The sequence below is a fragment of the Vannielia litorea genome (assembly GCF_018424695.1).
GTDB classification, from domain to species: Bacteria; Pseudomonadota; Alphaproteobacteria; order Rhodobacterales; family Rhodobacteraceae; genus Vannielia; species Vannielia litorea_A.
This window is the reverse complement of the sequence record NZ_QTNQ01000018.1, coordinates 32,501-49,539: the sequence shown is the minus strand read 5'-3', so window position 1 is coordinate 49,539 and position 17,039 is coordinate 32,501. Positions and strand designations below refer to the sequence as shown.

At 61.4% G+C, this 17,039-nt stretch carries 14 protein-coding genes, 1 tRNA gene and 2 rRNA genes (1 of these 17 cut by a window edge); 6 read left to right on the top strand and 11 right to left on the bottom strand.

What is annotated here, in order from left to right; all coding sequences use genetic code 11:
• Nucleotides 1-37: 37 nt before the first annotated feature.
• From DYI42_RS08850 to DYI42_RS08825, 6 genes are all read right to left on the bottom strand, one after another.
• Nucleotides 38-922, bottom strand: a complete 885-nt coding sequence (locus tag DYI42_RS08850) for an MBL fold metallo-hydrolase (RefSeq protein ID WP_213545569.1) — start codon at nt 920-922, stop codon at nt 38-40.
• A 29-nt stretch (nt 923-951) separates the two neighbouring features.
• Nucleotides 952-1,398 carry a DUF6691 family protein gene (locus DYI42_RS08845; protein ID WP_213545568.1) on the bottom strand — a complete coding sequence of 149 codons (447 nt, stop codon included), beginning with the start codon at nt 1,396-1,398 and terminating at the stop codon, nt 952-954.
• 4 nt (nt 1,399-1,402) lie between these two features.
• Nucleotides 1,403-1,834, bottom strand: a complete 432-nt coding sequence (locus DYI42_RS08840; RefSeq protein WP_213545567.1) for a YeeE/YedE family protein — start codon at nt 1,832-1,834, stop codon at nt 1,403-1,405.
• A 103-nt stretch (nt 1,835-1,937) separates the two neighbouring features.
• Nucleotides 1,938-4,115 (bottom strand): hybrid sensor histidine kinase/response regulator, encoded by a 2,178-nt coding sequence (locus tag DYI42_RS08835; RefSeq protein WP_213545566.1) that lies wholly within the window; start codon nt 4,113-4,115, stop codon nt 1,938-1,940.
• Nucleotides 4,116-4,118: 3 nt separating this feature from the next.
• Nucleotides 4,119-5,195, bottom strand: a complete 1,077-nt coding sequence (locus DYI42_RS08830; RefSeq protein ID WP_342344631.1) for an FIST N-terminal domain-containing protein — start codon at nt 5,193-5,195, stop codon at nt 4,119-4,121.
• Between the two features lie 153 nt (nt 5,196-5,348).
• Entirely contained in the window at nt 5,349-6,038 is a 690-nt protein-coding gene (locus tag DYI42_RS08825) for a response regulator (protein WP_213545565.1), read from the bottom strand.
• Between the two features lie 174 nt (nt 6,039-6,212).
• Here DYI42_RS08825 and DYI42_RS08820 point away from each other — a divergent pair, with 174 nt between their 5' ends.
• The 5 genes from DYI42_RS08820 (at nt 6,213) to DYI42_RS08800 (ending at nt 11,782) form a co-directional block, all read left to right on the top strand.
• The gene (locus tag DYI42_RS08820) at nt 6,213-6,731 is read left to right on the top strand and encodes a CoxG family protein (RefSeq protein ID WP_213545564.1); all 519 of its coding nucleotides are present in this window, start codon (nt 6,213-6,215) and stop codon (nt 6,729-6,731) included.
• Nucleotides 6,732-6,786: 55 nt separating this feature from the next.
• Nucleotides 6,787-7,272: a (2Fe-2S)-binding protein gene (locus tag DYI42_RS08815; RefSeq protein ID WP_213545563.1), complete on the top strand. Its 486-nt coding sequence runs from the start codon at nt 6,787-6,789 to the stop codon at nt 7,270-7,272.
• 246 nt (nt 7,273-7,518) lie between these two features.
• Nucleotides 7,519-9,882, top strand: a complete 2,364-nt coding sequence (locus tag DYI42_RS08810) for a xanthine dehydrogenase family protein molybdopterin-binding subunit (protein ID WP_213545562.1) — start codon at nt 7,519-7,521, stop codon at nt 9,880-9,882.
• 12 nt (nt 9,883-9,894) lie between these two features.
• Nucleotides 9,895-10,683, top strand: coding sequence for an FAD binding domain-containing protein (locus tag DYI42_RS08805; RefSeq protein WP_213545561.1), 789 nt, complete (start codon nt 9,895-9,897; stop codon nt 10,681-10,683).
• 166 nt (nt 10,684-10,849) lie between these two features.
• On the top strand, nt 10,850-11,782 hold the full coding sequence (locus DYI42_RS08800; RefSeq protein ID WP_213545560.1) for a TRAP transporter substrate-binding protein: 933 nt from the start codon (nt 10,850-10,852) through the stop codon (nt 11,780-11,782).
• Here DYI42_RS08800 and DYI42_RS08795 read toward each other — a convergent pair.
• On the bottom strand, nt 11,720-12,817 hold the full coding sequence (locus DYI42_RS08795; RefSeq protein WP_213545559.1) for an IS630 family transposase: 1,098 nt from the start codon (nt 12,815-12,817) through the stop codon (nt 11,720-11,722). The two genes, DYI42_RS08800 and DYI42_RS08795, sit on opposite strands and share 63 nt — an antisense overlap.
• A gap of 376 nt (nt 12,818-13,193) precedes the next feature.
• On the opposite strand from DYI42_RS08795, the gene DYI42_RS08790 reads away from it, so the two are divergent.
• On the top strand, nt 13,194-14,225 hold the full coding sequence (locus DYI42_RS08790; protein ID WP_213545558.1) for a TRAP transporter substrate-binding protein: 1,032 nt from the start codon (nt 13,194-13,196) through the stop codon (nt 14,223-14,225).
• A gap of 70 nt (nt 14,226-14,295) precedes the next feature.
• On the opposite strand, the gene DYI42_RS08785 is transcribed toward DYI42_RS08790, so the two are convergent.
• From DYI42_RS08785 to DYI42_RS08770, 4 genes are all read right to left on the bottom strand, one after another.
• A complete protein-coding gene (locus DYI42_RS08785) occupies nt 14,296-14,538 on the bottom strand; it encodes a hypothetical protein (RefSeq protein WP_213545557.1) in 243 nt (80 codons plus the stop codon).
• Between the two features lie 244 nt (nt 14,539-14,782).
• Nucleotides 14,783-14,859, bottom strand: a tRNA-Met gene (locus DYI42_RS08780).
• Nucleotides 14,860-14,940: 81 nt separating this feature from the next.
• Nucleotides 14,941-15,055, bottom strand: a 5S ribosomal RNA gene (gene rrf / locus DYI42_RS08775).
• A gap of 83 nt (nt 15,056-15,138) precedes the next feature.
• Nucleotides 15,139-17,039 (bottom strand): 23S ribosomal RNA (locus DYI42_RS08770) (it continues 928 nt past the right edge of the window).

Here is a 17,039-nt window from a genome sequence, read left to right as displayed (position 1 = left end):
GGTGCGCCGCAGGGCGGGCCTGCGGCGCAAAGTCAGGTCAAAGGCCGTTCAGCGGCACCTTGAGCATCGGTTTGCCGTCCTTGTCGGTCGGGATCTCGCCCGCGCGCATGTTGACCTGCAAAGAGGGAATGATGAGCTTGGGCATATCGAGCTGGGCATCCCGCTCGGTGCGGAACTTGATGAAGTCTTCCTTCGTCTTGTTTCCGCCGACATGGATGTTGTGCTCGCGTTCCTCGCCCACCGTGGTCTCCCACTTGATGTCGCGACCGTTGGGGCCGTAGTCATGGCACATGAAGAGACGCATTTCGTCGGGCAGGGCGAGCACCTTCATGATGCTGTCGTACAGCACGCCAGCATCGCCGCCGGGGAAGTCTGCACGCGCCGAGCCACCGTCCGGCATGAAGAGCGTATCGCCGACGAAGGCCGCGTCACCGATCACATGCACCATGCAGGCCGGGGTGTGTCCGGGAGTGTAGAGGGCCACGGCATCCATTTCGCCGATCTTGTAGGTATCTCCATCAGAAAAGAGCGCGTCGAACTGCGAGCCGTCACGCTGAAACTCGGTGCCCTCGTTGAAGACCTTGCCGAAGGTGTCCTGCACCGTCTTGATGTGCTCTCCGATCCCGATCTTGCCGCCCAGCTTCTGCTGGATGTAGGGCGCAGCCGAGAGGTGGTCGGCGTGAACGTGCGTTTCGATCAGCCAGTCTACCGTAAGGTCGTTCTTCTGGACGTAGGCGATGATCTCGTCAGCATTGTCATAGGTGATACGCCCGGCAGCGTAGTCGATGTCCATCACGCTATCGACGATGGCGCAATGATTGCTCGACGGGTCCTTGACCACGTAGGAGATGGTGTTGGTGGCCGGGTCGAAGAAGGCTTCGACCTCGGGTTTGACGGTGGTGTCGATTGGATAGTCGCTCATGTGAACCTCCATTTCGGGCGGGCGGGCGCTCAGGCCCTTGCCGCCTCGGGTTTCTTTCGCGCGGTGAGTTTTTGCAGCTGTTTGGCGAGCAGGATGCCTGCCACCAGGGCAACGACGAAGATAATGACCTCGGTGCGGCCGGTGCCCAGCGCGGGCAGCGCACCGCCGGGGCAGAAGCCCGCGATGCCCCAGCCGATGCCGAAGACCAGGCTGCCGCCGATGAGGCGCGCGTCGATCTGGCGCGTGCCGGGGAGGCTGAAACCCTTGCCCCAGAGCGGGGAGGGTTGGCGGAAGACGATCCGGTAGCCGATGAAGGCCACGGTCACGGCACCGCCCATCACGAAGATCAGGCTCGGATCCCACGTGCCGGCAACGTCGAAAAAGTTGATCACCTTGGCCGGGTTGGCCATGCCGGAGATCGAGATGCCGAGGCCGAAAATCAGGCCGATGAGGTAGATGGCAATGTGCTTCTTCATCTGTTCAGCCTCCGATCACGTGGCGGATGACGTAAACGGTCGCCGCCGTGCCCGCCATGAAGGAGAGGGTGGCCACGATCGAGCGCGGCGAGAGCCGAGCCATGCCGCAGACGCCATGGCCCGAGGTGCACCCCGCGCCGTAGGTGACGCCAAGGCCCACGATCAGCCCGCCCAGCGCCAGCATCGGCGTGGAGACGGGCACCTGGATGTCGGGCCAGTTGCCGGTGAAAGCCAGGTAGAGCGCGGGGCCCGAGACCATGCCTGCGAGCAGCGCGGCGCGCCATGAGAACTCTGAGGAGCTGTCGGGCTGGATGAAGCCCGCGAGCAGGCCGGTGGCCCCGAAGATGCGGCCAAGGGTGGCCATGAGCATCACGGCGGCCAGCCCGATCAGCAGCCCTCCGCCCAGCGATGCATAGGGTGTGAACTCTGTTTCCATTGGTTCGACGTCTCCGATTCTGGGCGCTGCACATTCGCAGGGCAGGCGCCGTCCTGTTCGTTGATGTCTATATATTCAAATTATTGCATTTGACAAGGGGCGCCTAGAGCCCTGCGAGAAATGCGCCGATCCGCTCGCGGTCTATCGGCTTGCCCAGAAGTTCGAGGCCGAGCGTGGCGCAGGCCTCCCGCAACTGCCGGGAGCGGTCAGCCGAGATGACCTTGGCCGGAAGCCGCCCGAAGCGCCCCGAGAGCAGGCCATACAATTCGGTGCCCGTCATGCCGCGCCCGAGCTGCTCATCGAGAAGCAGCGCATCGGGCTTGAGCTGCACCTCGGCGAGCAACTCCAGCGCCTCTTCGGCGTTATGCGCGTGCAGCACGTGGGCCCCCCAGCCCTCGATCATCATGCCGATCGCACGCGCCAGGGCCGCATCGTTTTCCACCAACAGCACCAGCGGGGCCTTCTCTCTCAGGTCCGGCTCGGCCTGCACCTGGCGTGACAGGGGCGTGCTCGCGCGTTTTGCAAGGGGCACGTTCAGCGCAAAGCAACTGCCCTGCCCCGGCGCAGACCAGAGCGAAAGCGGATGCCCCAGCCCCTTGCAAGCCCGCTCTACAATGGCCAGGCCCAGCCCGAGCCCGTCGCCTCCGCCATCCCCCAGCCGCCGGAACTCCTGAAACACCAGGGACTGGTCTTTCTCGGGGATACCGCGGCCCGTGTCCCACACCTCAATCCGCGCGGAGCCGCCATTTCTGCGCACCCCGAGCACCACCTTGCCCCGGTCGGTGTAGTTGACAGCGTTCGTGAGCAAGTTCTGCAAGATACGGCGCAGGAAGGCCGGGTCCGACCTCACGGTCTGCTCGCTGTCGACAATACGCAGGCGCAACCCCTTGGCCCGGGCCAGCGGCTCTATCTGGTGGCGCAGCGGCTCGAAGATGGCCCGCAATGGAACTGGTTGCACCTCGAAACTGGCGCGACCGAGGTCGAGCTTCGAGATATCCAGCAGGGCGGTGATGATCTCTTCCACATTGCCCAGCGCCTGGGCAGTTTTGTCGGCGAGCTCAGCCGGACGCCCCTCGCCCGCCGCCTCCGCCAAAGATGACAGGAAGAGCTTGGCGGCGGAGAGCGGCTGCATCAGGTCATGACTGGCGGCTGCGACGAAACGAGATTTGGACGTATTCGCCCGTTCGGCCTCCTTCAGCGCGTCTTCCAGCTCAAGGGTGCGCTCTTCCACTCGCTGCTCAAGCAGTTCGTTGATGTCCTTCAGGTCCTTCGCCGCCTGCCGTTCGGCGGTGACATCTGTGAAGGACACAACGAAGCCGCGGTCCGGCATCTCCTGGGCGAACCCCTGAAGCATCCGGGCGCTGGACGTTTTCAGTTCGAAGCTCAGCGGCGCGCGCCTGTTCCGGCGCGCGGCCCACTCAATGAGGTTGTCGAGTGTCAGCCCGTCGGAAAACTGGGCCTGCGTGCCAAGCTGGCTACTGATCTCCACGAAGCCTGCACCGAGCAGTTCTTCGGGAAGGTCGACATCAAAAAGCTCCCCCAGCCGATCATTCCAGCCCACGAGGCGAGCTTGTGCATCGAAAATGGCAACACCTTGGGTGAGGTGATCGAGCGTAGCCTGCAACATCTGCGCGTGGCCGTGTTGCAGGCGCTCGCGTTCTCGGCGCTCGGCCCGGAAAATCGCCGTGACATCCGTTTGCAGGATCACCGTGCCGCCCGATGCGGTCCGGTGCTCGGACACCTGAAGCCAACGGTCCCGCGCCAGCGCCACGTTGAACACCGAATGCGGGTCGCGGTGGCGGCGCATCCGTTTTGCGCACCAGTCATCTGCACTCTCGGACGCAGGTAGGGCAAAATCCCTGCTCTCGGCGACGAGCCGCACGTAGTCGGCAAAACTCAGGCCCTCCACGAGCCTTGGCTTGACGTCAGAAAGCGCCTTGCAGAAACGGCTGTTGGCAAGAACCAGCTTTTCAGAGGCGTCGAACAGGGCAAACCCCTCGGCCACCGTCTCGATCGCATCCGCAAGGTTGGAGCGTGCAGCTTCGGCAGAGCTGTTGGCGCTGGCGAGGCTGGCATTGGACGCCTGCAACAGGTCCAGCGCCCGCTCGAGCTGCATGGTGCGCTCGCGGACCTGCGCCTCCAGCAGGGCCGCCCGCTCGAACTGGGCGTAGGCGAGACCGCTCTCCTCGTTCTTCTGCTCGACCCGGCGCATGAGGGAATCGACGATTTGCAGCAGCTTCTCGTTCTGACGCTCGAGGCTGTCTTCGGGATTGACCAACATGCCCTAGGTCACCTCTTCGGGCGAATAGAAGGCAACCCCTGTCATTGTCTGGTTCACGTGCAGTGGCCCGAATTGCTCACCGTAGGTAGAGAAGCCTGCAACCCTGTGACGCGACAGCGTATCGGACACACCGCGCGCAACCTGCGCCTGTTCTGCCTCGATGCGCCGAAGCAAGCAGTCACAGCCCAGAATCGAAAGCGGGGTCTCCTCTGTGGCCAAGGCCGTCAGCTCGGCCTCCAGGTGACTGACGATATCCTGCTTCTCCGCGACGGTCAGAACCATCCCCTCGTCGATCGCGGAAAAGAACTGTAGCTCGCCAGCCTCCGTCACGCGCTGAATGGCACGCACATGATGCTCCCCACCGATGCGCACCACCACCGGGTGGGCCGCGAAAGTGAAGGTATCAAGCTGCTCGGGATCCTTGCCGACGATGCGCGCATATTCTCGCGCGGCAGGTTCGGCGTTTATGGATTTGACGATCCGGGCGTTCGGGTCTGCCTCGGTTACCACCATCCGGTTTTCAGTCGGCAGAAGATGATCGATCGAGAAGACACGAATCGGGAGCGCGGTGCGCACAAGCGCCAGAACGGCAGCATCCTGGGCGACGACACCATTCAATGCGACACGGGTGTTGGCAAAATCCACCCCGTCGCCCGCTGAGCCGCCAAACATTGGAATGCCACCCAGCGCGGGCGATAGTGCGGCGGCGAGGATATCTTCCTTCAGAGACAACCCGTCGACGAGAAGGAAAGCGAAGGCGTTGGGACGATCAGGCGCACTTTCGGCCAGGGCAAGCCGCTCACGCACCAGCCTGTCCGCGAAGGCCTGCGAGTCGTGACGGCTCAACTCTTCGATCATCACTGCGGCGGTTGAGAATGTGCCGGTCGGAAACCCTACGGCGACGACCCGCCCTTCCACGTATCCCGCCCGGCCTATCTCGCCAGCCGTAGTGCAGGCCATGACTTGCGCCCCTCCGAACCGCCCATGGGCCGCCGAAACAATTTCATGAAAGTCACCCGCAGGGCTCACGAACAGGCAGACGAGTGCGAATGGGCCAGGGCCAAGCTCTTCGGCCAGCACCGACACGGGATCAGGATCAGTCGCAAAAGCTTCGGAAACCTGCGGCCCGAGGTGCAGCAGGGCATGGCGCCTTTGGGCGTCACTGGTCCGGTTCACAATGGCTCCTCCCGCGTGTCGGCATGGCTCAAAGCTCCACGCCGACGGCGAATCAATTTAGGAGGAGACCGGCGCGCTTGGCAATACGGCCGAGAATCTGGCCTGCCCGGCCACGAGCACGGCCTGTGTCCGGCTCTGGACCCCAAGTTTGCGCATGATGGCGGTGACATGGGCCTTCACCGTCGTCTCGGCAATGTCGAGATCATAGGCGATCTGCTTGTTCAGCTTGCCCTGGCAGATAAGCTGAAGGATGCGGGACTGCTGCGCCGTCAGCGTCGAGAGCCGCTCCACAGCATCGCCTGCATCTCCCTCTTCACCCTCGGCCTCGACGAAATCGGCGGGCAGGTAGGTTTCTCCGCGCGCAACCGCCGCCAGGGCCTCTCGGAAAGTGCTGCGTGGGCTGTGCTTGGGCACAAAGCCCGAAGCGCCTGCTTTGAGGGCCGCCGAAATCACCTGATTCTCGGCCATCGAGGAGGCCACGATGACCGGCACGCCACGGGCCGCCGCCTTGAGGCGGATCAACCCATCGAGCCCCGAGACGTCGGGCAGGTTGAGATCAAGCACAACGAGATCTGGCAGGCTTTCGCCCAGCATCGACAGGGCAACCTCCAGCCTGTCGCTGGTGCGCACCTCGCGGAAGGCGGCAACGCTCGTAAGTGTCAGCACGAGCGCGTCGCAAAAGAGCGGGTGGTCATCCACCACCAGGGCCCATCCGGTGAACGCGTCGGCAGGGGTATCGCGATCCATTTTTTCCATGACACGAGACTAGCCAAGCCTGGCGCGGCAGTCACTTGCCAATTGGTCGGGGGCGGGTGACACTCCCCCCCGAAAACGCACCGTGAAACCCGGACCAAGCCTTTGGTCGAATAGGCGCGGCGGCGCGCCCTTCCTAGGGTCTTCATCAATCGAGGGAGGTGATTCATGGAACTCAGCGACAGCCGCGTGATCAAGGCCGATCCGCAAACTGTGTGGAAAGGGCTTCTCGATCCCGACGTCCTCAAGGCCTGCGTGCCGGGTTGCACCGAGATGTCGGGCTCTCCCGAAGAGGGCTTCGAAGCCACCGTGGTCCAGAAGGTCGGGCCGGTTAAGGCCACCTTCAAGGGCGCCGTTACGCTTTCGGAGATGAACGAGCCGCACAGCCTGACGATCTCGGGCGAGGGCAAAGGTGGCGCGGCAGGCTTTGCCAAGGGCGGCGCCGATGTGGAACTCAAGGAAGTGCCCGAAGGCACCGAGCTGACCTATAAGGTCGAGGCGAAGGTGGGGGGCAAGCTGGCCCAACTCGGCAGCCGCATCATCGACGGCTTCGCCAAGAAGATGGCCGACCAGTTCTTCCAGAACTTCCAGACGGCCATCGAGGGCCCGCCCGAGGGCGAGGAAGATCCGGCGGAAGATGCGCCGACAGAAAAGAAAGGGTGGCTCAAGCGCCTGACCGGCAGCTGACCCTCCCCGACCCAAGCGAAAACAAGCCAGGAATTACCAATAAGGGAGGATTGCAATGGCAACGGTAACAATGACGGTCAACGGGAAATCCCGGACCGGCGAAGCGGAGGGGCGGACCCTCCTCGTTTCGTTTTTGCGAGAAGAGCTGAACCTCACCGGCACCCACGTGGGCTGCGACACCAGCCAGTGCGGCGCCTGCGTGGTGCATGTAAACGGCGAGGCGGTGAAGGCCTGCACCATGTTTGCCCAGGAGGCCGATGGCGCCGAGGTGAGCACCATCGAGGGCCAAGCCAATGCAGACGGCTCGCTCAACACCATCCAACAGGCATTTCAGGACCATCACGGGCTTCAGTGCGGCTTCTGCACGCCCGGCATGGTGATGTCTGCAGCCGCGTTGCTGAAGGACAACCCCAAACCCAGCGAGCAGGAAATCCGCAACTACCTGCAGGGCAACATCTGCCGCTGCACCGGCTACCACAACATCGTCAAAGCGATCATGGCAGCCAGCGGGCAGGACGTGAGCGCGGTTGCCGCTGAGTGAGGTAGCGAGGGCGGATGAGACTTCTCGGGCTGGCTTTGATCGTCTGTCTAGCAATCGCGATCCAGATGGGTTGGAGCGCGGTGACCGATTGGATCGAACCCGCGCCACAGCATTTGCAAGCTGTGAAATTGCCGGGCCTGCTCTTGTCGCTCGTGTTCGTACTTAGCGCGGCACGTTGGATTAGGGCCCGAGACAAAGAGTGAAATATCGGACTTCAGTCCGGCACCCCAAGGGAGGAAAAAGAACATGCCCAAAGACGGTGGCATTGGCGCCAGCACCAAGCGGCGCGAAGACGTGCGGTTCTTGACCGGCAAAGGCAAGTATACCGACGACATCAATATTCATGGCCAGGCCTACGTGTATTTCCTGCGCTCCGACGTGGCACATGGCACGCTCAACAGCGTGGATACCTCGGCCGCCGAGGGGATGCCGGGCGTTGTCCGCATCTTCACCGGCAAGGACTTCGAAGGCATTGGCGGCCTTCCCTGCGGCTGGCAGGTGACAGACCGCCACGGCGAGCCGATGCAGGAGCCGGCGCATCCGGTGCTGGCCCAAGGCAAGGTGCGCCACGTGGGCGACCCGATTGCCGCCGTCGTGGCCGAAAGCCTCGAAGAGGCCCGCGACGCCGCAGAGGCAATCGACGTGGATATCACCGACCTTCCGGCGGTGATCGACATGAAGGCCGCGGTTCAGGATGGCGCGCCCAAGGTGCATGACGACCTGACAAGCAACCTCTGCTACGACTGGGGCTTTGTCGAAGACAACCGGCAGGCGGTGGATGACGCGATCAAATCCGCACACCACGTCACCACGCTGGAGCTGAAGAACAACCGCCTCGTCGCCAACCCGATGGAGCCCCGCGTGGCCGTTGGTGACTTCAACGACGCGACGGGCGATCACACGCTCTACACCACCTCTCAGAACCCGCATGTCATTCGCCTTCTAATGGGCGCTTTCGTGCTGGGCATTCCCGAGCACAAGCTGCGGGTTGTGGCGCCCGACGTGGGCGGCGGCTTCGGCACCAAGATCTTCCACTACGCCGAAGAGGCCTTCTGCACCTTCGCCGCCAAGGAAGTGAAGCGCCCGGTCAAATGGACCTGCTCACGCTCCGAGGCCTTCATCACCGACGCTCATGGCCGCGACCACGTGACCAAGATCGAACTGGCGCTGGATGCCGAGGGCAACTTTACCGCCCTGCGCACCGAGACCTACGCGAACATGGGGGCCTATCTCTCCACCTTCGCGCCTTCGGTGCCAACGTGGCTGCACGGCACGCTGATGGCGGGCAACTACAAGACGCCGCTGATCTACGTGAACGTGAAGGCCGTCTTCACCAACACGGTGCCGGTGGATGCCTATCGCGGCGCAGGCCGCCCCGAGGCGACCTTCCAGCTGGAGCGGGTGATCGACAAGGCCGCCCGCGAGATCGGGATGGACCCGATCGAGCTGCGCCGGAAGAACTTCATCACCGAATTCCCCTATGCCACGCCGGTGGCCGTGGAGTACGACACCGGCAACTACAACGCCACGATGGACAAGCTCATCGAGGTGGCCGACTTCGCCGGCTTCGAGGCGCGGGCCGAAGAGAGCAAGGCCCGCGGCAAGCTGCGCGGGCTGGGTGTGAACTGCTACATCGAGGCCTGCGGCATCGCGCCCTCCAACCTCGTTGGCCAGCTCGGCGCCCGTGCGGGCCTCTATGAGAGCGCGACAGTGCGGGTGAACGCCACCGGCTCGATCTCGGTAATGACCGGCTCGCACAGCCACGGCCAGGGCCACGAAACCGCCTTCCCGCAGGTGGTGGCCGACATGATCGGCATCGACGCCTCCCAGGTGGAGATCGTTCACGGCGACACTGCCAACACCCCGATGGGCATGGGCACCTATGGCTCCCGCTCGCTTGCGGTGGGTGGCTCGGCCATGGTGCGCGCAACCGAGAAGATCATCGCCAAGGCGAAGAAGATCGCGGCGCACCTGATGGAAGCCTCCGAGGGCGACATCGAGCTGAAGGACGGGGCCTTCACCGTTGCGGGCACCGACAAGTCGGTGGCCTGGGGCGATGTGACCCTCGCGGCCTATGTGCCCCACAACTACCCGCTCGAAGACATCGAGCCGGGGCTGGAAGAAACCGCCTTCTACGATCCGGCCAACTTCACCTACCCTTCCGGCGCCTACAGCTGCGAGGTCGAGGTGGACCCGGACACCGGCAAGGTGGAGGTTCTGGCCTTCGCGGCGGCGGATGACTTCGGCAACGTTGTCAACCCGATGATCGTGGAGGGCCAGGTGCACGGCGGGATTGCCCAAGGCATCGGCCAGGCGCTGCTTGAAAACTGCGCCTACGACGATGACGGCCAGCTGCTCTCGGGCTCTTACATGGATTATGCCATGCCCCGCGCAGCCGACCTGCCAAACTTCATCGTGGATCACTCCTGCCAGACCCCCTGCACTCACAACCCGCTTGGGGTGAAGGGCTGCGGCGAGGCCGGGGCCATCGGCTCCCCGCCGGCCCTGGTCAACGCTGTGTGCGATGCATTGCAGCGCGCCGGAAAGGATGTGAAACATATCGACATGCCGCTCTCGCCCGCCCGGGTCTGGGCAGCGATGAACGGTTGAGGAGACACGAACATGTATGACTTCGACTTCGAAAAGCCCTCCACCATCGACGAGGCCGTTGCGGCCCTGTCGAGTGAAGGGGCGCAGGCACTGGGGGGCGGGCAAACCCTGATCCCCACGCTCAAGCAGCGCCTCAACATGCCCGAAAAGCTGGTGTCTCTCACCGGTATCGCCGAGATGAAAGGCGTGTCGTCGGATGGCGGCACGATGAAGATTGGCGGCGGTACCACTCACGGGACCGTCGCCAAGGAAGCCAAGGGCAGCTTTGCGGGCCTTGCCAAACTGGCCTCGCTCATCGGCGACCCTGCCGTGCGCAACCGCGGCACCATCGGCGGCAGCCTCGCCAACAACGACCCGGCAGCCTGCTACCCTTCGGCCTGCATGGCCACCGGGGCGACCATCCGCACCAACAGCCGCGAGATTGCGGCGGATGACTTCTTCGACGGGCTGTTCACCACGGCGCTCGAAGAGGGTGAGATCATCGTCGGCGTCGACTTCCCGGTTCCCGAGGCCTCAGACTACCAGAAGTTCGAACAACCGGCCTCGCGCTTCCCCCTCGTGGGCGTCTTCGTGGCCAAACACGGCGACCGGGTTGGCGTGGCCGTGACGGGTGCTGGCGAAGACGGTGTGTTTCGCTGGACAGAGGCCGAAGAGGCGCTTGCGGGCAACTTCTCTGCCGATGCTGTCTCTGGTCTCTCGCACTCCGCCGACGGGCTCATCAGCGACCTGCACGGAACGGCCGAGTATCGGGCTCACCTGATTGGCGTGCTCACCAAGCGGGCCGTCGCTGCGGCAAGCTGAGCCGAATCGACAAGAACGGCAAGCGCCCCGCCCCTTCGGCGGGGCGCTTTGCTTTTGGACCTCAAGAAAAATTTGATCAAGGCGGCGCAATATCTCATGGCCCGCAAAGGGCCTCTGTGCAACGATCTGCTCCGATCTCATGTTTTCATGTTTCTGGGAGGATCAAATGAAAACTCGCCGCAATTTTCTCAATATCGCAGGGGCCGCCGCGCTCGTCTCGGTGGGTTTCACCGCCCAGGCACAGGCGCAGGAAACGCTGAACCTGCACCAGATGCTTCCGCCGCAGGCCTCCGTCCCTTCGCAGATCCTTGAGCCCTGGATGGCCAAGGTTGCAGAAGAATCTAATGGCACGCTGACCATCAAGCACTTCCCCTCCATGCAGCTCGGCGGCACCCCGCCCGAACTGATGGACCAGGCCAAGGATGGCGTGGCAGACATCGTCTGGACGGTGATCGGCTACACCCCGGGCCGCTATCCGCGATCCGAGGTATTCGAGCTGCCCTTCATGGCGACCACCGCAGAAGCAACCTCGATGGCCTTCTGGGACATGTTCGAAGAGCACATGAAGGACACCGAGTTCAAGGACCTGCACATCATCGGCACGTGGGTGCACGGCCCGGGCTTGATCCACACCAAAGACCCGGTGGAGGCCCCTGAAGACCTGCAGGGCATGAAGATTCGCGGCGGCTCCCGACTAGTGACCAACCTCGTCGAAAAGCTTGGCGCGACTGCCGTGGGTATGCCGGTTCCGGCCGTATCCGAAGCGCTCTCCAAGGGCGTGATCGACGGAACCACGATCCCTTGGGAAGTCACAACTGCCGTCAAGTCCTCTGAGCTTGTGACGAACCACACCGAGTTCACCGGCAATGCGCTCTACGTGCTCGGCTTTGTGCTGGCGATGAACAAGGAAAAGTACGAAAGCCTTCCGGATGAAGCCAAGGCCGCGCTCGATGCCAACTCCGGCGCCGAGTTCTCGGCTTGGGCCGGGAAGATGATGGATGAGCTTGATGCGCCCGGCCTGAAGATTGCGGAGGATCTAGTCACCCGGAATCGAAGTTCGGTTCATTGTCTTGAGGCAGAAGCGTTTGACGGAGGTTAGGATTTCGTCGGCTGATTTGACCCATCTGTAGGGTTTTGGATTATCGTTATGCGCATCGATGAAGGCCATGATGTCAGCCTCCAATTCAGCGACGGATCTGTGCACACCACGCTGGATTTGCTTTCGAGTGAGTTCCGCAAACCAGCGTTCGATCTGGTTCAGCCAACTGGCTGATGTCGGCGTGAAGTGCACCTGCCAATGCGGCCTGCGGGCCAACCATGCTTTCACCTTCGGCGTCTTGTGCGTGGCATAGTTGTCCATCACCAGATGCACGTCCGGCCCTTCGGGCAGGTTGCGGTCCAACTCCTTGAGGAAGTCCAGGAACTCTGTCGCGCGGTGCCGCTTGTAACACTTGCCCACGACAGCCCCGGTCGCGATGTCCAGCGCGGCAAAGAGTGATGTTGTCCCATTGCGCAGGTAGGTATGGGTGCGACGCTCTGCGACACCGGGTGCCATTGGCAAAACGGGCTGCTCGCGATCCAGCGCCTGGATTTGGGACTTTTCGTCCAAGCACAATACGATAGCCCGGTTGGGTGGCGACATATACAGTCCCACCACGTCTTGCACCTTGTCCACGAATAGCGGGTCGGTGGATAGCTTGAACGTCTCCGAGCGATGTGGCTGCAAACCAAACGCGTTCCAAATGCGACGGATGGTCGTATGCGAGTATCCCGTCTCGGCCGCCATTGACCGAATTGACCAATGGGTTGCGTCCTTCGGTGTCGTTTCCAGCGTCTGCTTGATGATCTCGGCAACCTGCGCGTCGGAAATTGTGCGCGGACGGCCCGCACGATATTCGTCCGACAAGCCTTCTATGCGATGTTCGGCAAATCGCCTACGCCATTTCCCGACTGTATGCTTGGCATGACCAAGTTCCGCCGCGACCTCTTTGCTGGTCAACCCATCTGCGCATCGCAGCACAATCCGGCACCGATCCGAAAGCGACCGCTCCGCCTTGTGCCTGCGCAACTGCGCTTCCAGAAAACTCCGCTCCTCATCGCTGAGGTCTATCGCAACTGATGCCCGTCCACGCATGCTCGCCCCCTGATTTGTCTCAAATCAATGATGGCAAATTCAGTTCCGGGTGACTAGGCAACAATATCATCACGATCGACGCCGAAGGCACCGAAGAGTGGAAAGAGCTCGCGGAACCTGTCTACGCCGAGTGGATCGCCGACATGGAGAGCAAGGGGATCGATGGGCAGGCGCTCATTGACGAGGCCCGCGCCAAGATCGACGAATACTCCCAGTAACCCAAGATCGTCTCACCGGAAACGCCCCGCCATGCGCGGGGCGTTTTTGTTTGCAGCTTCCCGAGTATTATCGATAATTCTGCTGGATCGATAATGCGATATAGGGCAGGATCGGCAATATAATGCAAAGCCGTCACACCAAAGGGAGGAATGTGAGGATGGATCGCAGAAAGATTTTGGGGGCCGTGGGGGGCGTTACGCTGGCTGCCTTGAGTGCCACGAGTGCATTTGCGCAGGAGGTGACGCTTCGGATGCACCAGTTCCTGCCACCGCAGGCCAACGTACCCAAGCTGGTGCTCGACAAATGGGCTGCCGACGTAATGGAACAGTCCGATGGCCGGATCAAGGTGGAGCACTACCCTTCGATGCAACTCGGCGGCAAGCCTCCCGAGCTGATGGACCAGGCGATTGACGGCTCAGCGGATATCGTCTGGACAGTCGTCGGCTACACCCCCGGGCGCTACCCGCGCACCGAGGTCTTTGAACTGCCCTTCATGGTGACCACGGCCAAGGCCGCCAGCCGCGCCTATTGGGAAATGTTCGAAGAGCACATGAAGGACACCGAGTTTCAGGATCTCCACATCCTGGGGACCTGGGTGCACGGACCTGGCATGTTCCACACGAAAGATCCCATAGAAGTGCCGTCGGACCTGGAAGGCATGAAAATCCGGGGCGGCTCGCGCACGGTGAACATCCTGCTTGAGAAGCTTGGCGCCACGCCAGTTGGGTTGCCTGTTCCGGCGGTGTCCGAAGCGCTTTCTAAAGGCGTCATTGACGGAACCACCATTCCTTGGGAGGTGACCGCCTCGCTCAAGGTCGCCGAGCTGGTGGAGAACCATACCGAGTTCAAGGACGTTTCTCTTTACACGCTCACCTTCGTTCTCGCGATGAACAAGGAGAAGTACGAGAGCCTCCCCGAAGACCTGCAGCAGGTAATCGACGACAACTCCGGCCTCGAGTTCTCGATGTTTGCCGGTGACACCATGGAAGCCTCCGACGCCCCGTCGCGTCAGATCGCCGTCGACCTCGGCAACAACATCATCACCCTCGACGAGGACGCGACCGCCGAATGGCGCGAGCTTGCCGAGCCAATCTACGAAGAGTGGGTGGCTGACATGAACGCCAAGGGTATCGACGGCCAGGCGCTGATCGACGAGGCACGCGCCAAGATAGCCGAATACACAGAGTGAACTCAGAGCATTCCGAGATCGGGGGCCGCGGCAGATGCGTCGCGGCCCCCTTTTTTGTCTGGCGCCCGGGTCAGTCTCCGAGGGTCTCCAACGTGCCGGCCTCCACCGCTACGACAAGCTCCTCATCGCTAAGCAGGCCGTCTCCATCTGTATCGAGGGCTGAAAATTGTTCCTCTGTGAACGCGTCATAAACAGCGGCCATCTCGTCGAAAGAGGCCATACTGTCGCCATCCGTGTCGATCATTTCGACCTCGGCGAGGGCGGGAAAGGCCGCGAACGCGGCGAGAAGAGCGCCGAAAGCAACTCGTCTCATGGGTATCTCCATTTGTGAAAAACGGTCCAAGTGACCGTCAGAGCGGCACTCTGGCAGAAGTTTCGAAAAGCGCCAGAGGGTAGCCTGTGCAATTTCCTGTGACGGTGGCCCAAGGGCGAAGCCTTGCGAACAAAGCGCCAAGCACGGAGGCATCAGCAGCGATAGCGACGCGGTCGAGCCACCTGACGAACACCAAAAAACAGAGCCGGTCGTCTCTGTGGTAGGGCTGAAATTCTGGGAAAGTTGGTTGCGGGGGTAGGATTTGAACCTACGACCTTCAGGTTATGAGCCTGACGAGCTACCGGGCTGCTCCACCCCGCGACACTTTGGTGCGCGACTGCTACGTTCGAACTTTCGCGCTGGTCATCGTTTCGAGAGATACGGAGGACGGTTTCTTACTAGGTTTGGCGGCGACCTACTCTCCCACGTCTTAAGACGCAGTACCATCGGCGCTACGGCACTTAACGGCCAGGTTCGGGATGGAGCTGGGTGTTTTGCTCGCGCTATGACCACCAAACCGAGAAAGAAACCATCATCCAAGTCAAGCACTGTGTGTGTAGTACGGCTTTCAATCAGTAGCAGGCCTTGCTGTTACTGGATCAAATCAAGCCTATCGGGCAATTAGTACCGGTCAACTGAACGCATTGCTGCGCTTACATCTCTGGCCTATCGACGTGGTGGTCTACCACGGCCCTCAGGGATACCTTGTTTTGAGGGGGGCTTCCCGCTTAGATGCCTTCAGCGGTTATCCTTTCCGATCATAGCTACCCAGCACTGCCGTTGGCACGACAACTGGTCCACCAGTGGATCGTTCACCCCGGTCCTCTCGTACTAGGGGCAACTCCTCTCAAGTATCCTACACCCACGGCAGATAGGGACCGAACTGTCTCACGACGTTCTAAACCCAGCTCACGTACCTCTTTAAACGGCGAACAGCCGTACCCTTGGGACATGCTCCAGCCCCAGGATGAGATGAGCCGACATCGAGGTGCCAAACGGTGCCGTCGATATGGACTCTTGGGCACCATCAGCCTGTTATCCCCGGCGTACCTTTTATCCGTTGAGCGATGGCCCTTCCACTCGGGACCACCGGATCACTATGGCCGTCTTTCGACTCTGCTCGACCTGTCAGTCTCGCAGTCAGGCTGGCTTATGCCATTGCACTCAACGAGCGATTTCCGACCGCTCTGAGCCAACCTTCGCGCGCCTCCGTTACTCTTTGGGAGGCGACCGCCCCAGTCAAACTACCCGCCACACAGGGTCCCGGATCCGGATAACGGACCGCGGTTAGACATCAAGCAGAGCAAGGGCGGTATCTCAAGGATGGCTCCATGGGAACTGGCGTTCCCACTTCAAAGCCTACCGCCTATCCTGCACATGCTGTGCCTGATGCCAGTGTGAAGCTGTAGTAAAGGTGCACGGGGTCTTTCCGTCTAACCGCGGGAAGCCTGCATCTTGACAGGCAATTCAATTTCGCTGAGTCGATGTTGGAGACAGCGGGGAAGTCGTTACGCCATTCGTGCAGGTCGGAACTTACCCGACAAGGAATTTCGCTACCTTAGGACCGTTATAGTTACGGCCGCCGTTTACCTGGGCTTCAATTCGGAGCTCTCACTCCTCCTTTTAACCTTCAGGCACCGGGCAGGCGTCAGACCCTATACGTCGTCTTGCGACTTCGCAGAGCCCTGTGTTTTTAGTAAACAGTCGCCACCCCCTGGTTTGTGCCCCCGGATCCAAGTTGCCTTGAACCCGGGCCTCCTTCTCGCGAACTTACGGAGGTATTTTGCCGAGTTCCTTCAACATCGTTCTCTCAAGCGCCTTGGTATTCTCTACCAGTCCACCTGTGTCGGTTTAGGGTACGGTCTGATGGAAGGCTATTTCCAGGAACTTCTAAGCTGCCCATTCAATCCGATAAGGATGAACAACCTTCGAAATCCGTCACATCTTCCTGGCCCACGAATATTAACGTGGTTCCCATCGGCTACGCATTTCTGCCTCGCCTTAGGGGCCGGCTTACCCTGCTCAGATTAGCTTTAAGCAGGAACCCTTGGACTTTCGGCGACAGGGTCTCTCACCCTGTTTGTCGCTACTCATGTCATCATTCTCGCTAGTGATCTCTCCACCGGATCCCTCACAGGCCGGCTTCACAGAAAACTCCTTGCCTTCGATACACCCCGGAGGATGTATGAAAGGCGTGGAGTTATGTCACACTACGCTCCGCTACCATGCGCTATGCGCATCCTAAGCTTCGGCTCATGGCTTGAGCCCCGTTACATCTTCGCCGCAGGACAACTTATCTAGACCAGTGAGCTGTTACGCTATCTTTAAAGGATGGCTGCTTCTAAGCCAACCTCCTGGTTGTTTTGGTCGTCCCACCTGCTTTCCCACTTAGCCATGAATTGGGGGCCTTAGCTGTAGGTCAGGGTTGTTTCCCTCTCCACGACGGACGTTAGCACCCGCCGTGTGTCTGCCATCTAGTACTTCCGGGTATTCGGAGTTTG

What these genes read in the sequence shown, in the direction of transcription:
- DYI42_RS08850 (WP_213545569.1), bottom strand. Translation starts at nt 922, where the DNA reads ATGAGCGACTATCCAATCGACACCACCGTCAAACCCGAGGTCGAAGCC.
- DYI42_RS08845 (WP_213545568.1), bottom strand. Translation starts at nt 1,398, where the DNA reads ATGAAGAAGCACATTGCCATCTACCTCATCGGCCTGATTTTCGGCCTC.
- DYI42_RS08840 (WP_213545567.1), bottom strand. Translation starts at nt 1,834, where the DNA reads ATGGAAACAGAGTTCACACCCTATGCATCGCTGGGCGGAGGGCTGCTG.
- DYI42_RS08835 (WP_213545566.1), bottom strand. Translation starts at nt 4,115, where the DNA reads ATGTTGGTCAATCCCGAAGACAGCCTCGAGCGTCAGAACGAGAAGCTG.
- DYI42_RS08825 (WP_213545565.1), bottom strand. Translation starts at nt 6,038, where the DNA reads ATGGATCGCGATACCCCTGCCGACGCGTTCACCGGATGGGCCCTGGTG.
- DYI42_RS08820 (WP_213545564.1), top strand. Translation starts at nt 6,213, where the DNA reads ATGGAACTCAGCGACAGCCGCGTGATCAAGGCCGATCCGCAAACTGTG.
- DYI42_RS08815 (WP_213545563.1), top strand. Translation starts at nt 6,787, where the DNA reads ATGGCAACGGTAACAATGACGGTCAACGGGAAATCCCGGACCGGCGAA.
- DYI42_RS08810 (WP_213545562.1), top strand. Translation starts at nt 7,519, where the DNA reads ATGCCCAAAGACGGTGGCATTGGCGCCAGCACCAAGCGGCGCGAAGAC.
- DYI42_RS08805 (WP_213545561.1), top strand. Translation starts at nt 9,895, where the DNA reads ATGTATGACTTCGACTTCGAAAAGCCCTCCACCATCGACGAGGCCGTT.
- DYI42_RS08800 (WP_213545560.1), top strand. Translation starts at nt 10,850, where the DNA reads ATGAAAACTCGCCGCAATTTTCTCAATATCGCAGGGGCCGCCGCGCTC.
- DYI42_RS08795 (WP_213545559.1), bottom strand. Translation starts at nt 12,817, where the DNA reads ATGCGTGGACGGGCATCAGTTGCGATAGACCTCAGCGATGAGGAGCGG.
- DYI42_RS08790 (WP_213545558.1), top strand. Translation starts at nt 13,194, where the DNA reads ATGGATCGCAGAAAGATTTTGGGGGCCGTGGGGGGCGTTACGCTGGCT.
- DYI42_RS08785 (WP_213545557.1), bottom strand. Translation starts at nt 14,538, where the DNA reads ATGAGACGAGTTGCTTTCGGCGCTCTTCTCGCCGCGTTCGCGGCCTTT.